The sequence below is a fragment of the Subtercola vilae genome, assembly GCF_004923255.1.
Lineage (GTDB): Bacteria > Actinomycetota > Actinomycetes > Actinomycetales > Microbacteriaceae > Subtercola > Subtercola vilae.
In genome coordinates this window covers 1-1,504 of record NZ_QYRT01000096.1, presented here as the reverse complement: position 1 = coordinate 1,504, position 1,504 = coordinate 1, and the positions used below count along the sequence as shown (strand labels likewise).

The window sequence follows — 1,504 nt, the reverse complement described above, 5'->3', positions numbered from 1 at the left end:
CGACCCGTCCGACGAGACGCCTCGTAACCCATGGGTTGCGAGCCGCCGCGACACCGCAGCATCGCCCGTTCTCGGACAACAGGTCGGTGAGTTGGGGCAGACTCGCCGTTACCAGCCCCAAAATCGTGTCGATAGTGACAGATTGCCTAGTCCTTCGACTTTCGCAGCGCGTTGGCTATGGGTTGTATAGCGGCGGAGTTTGCTGGGTATCCGAGGCGGGCTTCGTCTTCGATGAGCGCCGTGAGCCGATATGAAGTTGCCCGCTTTATGGTGAGGATCAGGCCTGTCCGAAACGTAAGTCCAGCGGGCACCGAGCCTATGGAAACATCTGCTATTTGGCCTACCGGAATGGAGACAAACAACACTGGAACCGGATCAACGCTCCAGTAGGTCAGAGCATGATCATCCACGACAGCACATACAAAGTTGCCGTGGAAGGAACCGATAGGCCATGGTCCGGGTCCCTCGTTCTCGACGTCGGCTCTGAGACGTCGAAGAGCTAGCCAGAAGCCTTGTTCGACGCCACCCGCGAAAACAAGCTCTTTGCTGTGAGCCACCCGCAGCGCCGCGAGAGCGACCGCGATCTTTCGGCCCCTTCGTTTCATGAGCGTGAAAAACGTGACCAAAATAGCCGGAACGGTCAGTAACACGGTGGCACCGACGAGAACACTGTTCCACAGGCCCGCTTGCGGCCCTGACAGGCCCACGAAAACCCTCAGCCCCACCGCAACGACAAATATTGCTGCCGCTATTACGAGGATTCGTCGATGAAGACGGTTCACCTCGCGTCTACCTGATCCGGGTGCTGTTGAGCCCACGTTTTCGCTTTGACTAGCGCGTCGCGAAACTCTGGCCGTGACAGGAGCGGCTCACCTGCTTCGCGGAGTACGACGCCCGTGCGCGGGTCTACGGTGATGACGTCTGGGAAAGCACGGCTGGAGGTATATCCGAGCGCCAATTCTTTGCGGACAACGATGATGTTGACCCAAACGGAGCCTGCCGTCACCACAACCAGCCCGATCCAACCCCAGAGAAGTGTGAAGGCGGTTGTCTTCCATGCCAAAGAAGCGTCATGGGGCCTGGCTGCAAGAACTATGAGGAAGATGGCTATGAGCGCCAGGGTGGCGCACACGAGCACAGTAGTCAAAGTCAGGGCTCGACGTGCGCTCAGGCCGTGACGGGTTCCTACTGCACGCATACTCTTCCTGACTCGCGACTAATTGCCATGTCGCTGATAATAATTGCTCCATCCGCAGGCGCCTTCCACGAAGGCACGAAGGCACGAATGACACGCCACCCGCGGACCAAGCACTAAGGCTACACACGAGCGCCCCGACGAGCTCCAAAAGATGAGCAACTGCAGTGGCGAGTTGCGACACGCTCACGCTCGCGAGCGGGTCGGCCAAGTGGGCGACCGGACGGCGCGCAGGGCCGGACTGCCTACTGACGATCCCTCTGCGTGCAGTCGTCGAAGGTGTCCACGGCTGCCTCGCTTGCCCTCCAG

Annotated in this window: 1 protein-coding gene; it reads right to left on the bottom strand. The window is 59.6% G+C overall.

Going from position 1 to position 1,504, the window contains the following annotated elements; translation table 11 throughout:
* Positions 1-146: 146 nt before the first annotated feature.
* The gene (locus tag D4765_RS18965; RefSeq protein ID WP_136643865.1) at positions 147-818 is read right to left on the bottom strand and encodes a hypothetical protein; all 672 of its coding nucleotides are present in this window, start codon (positions 816-818) and stop codon (positions 147-149) included.
* Positions 819-1,504 lie beyond the last annotated feature (686 nt).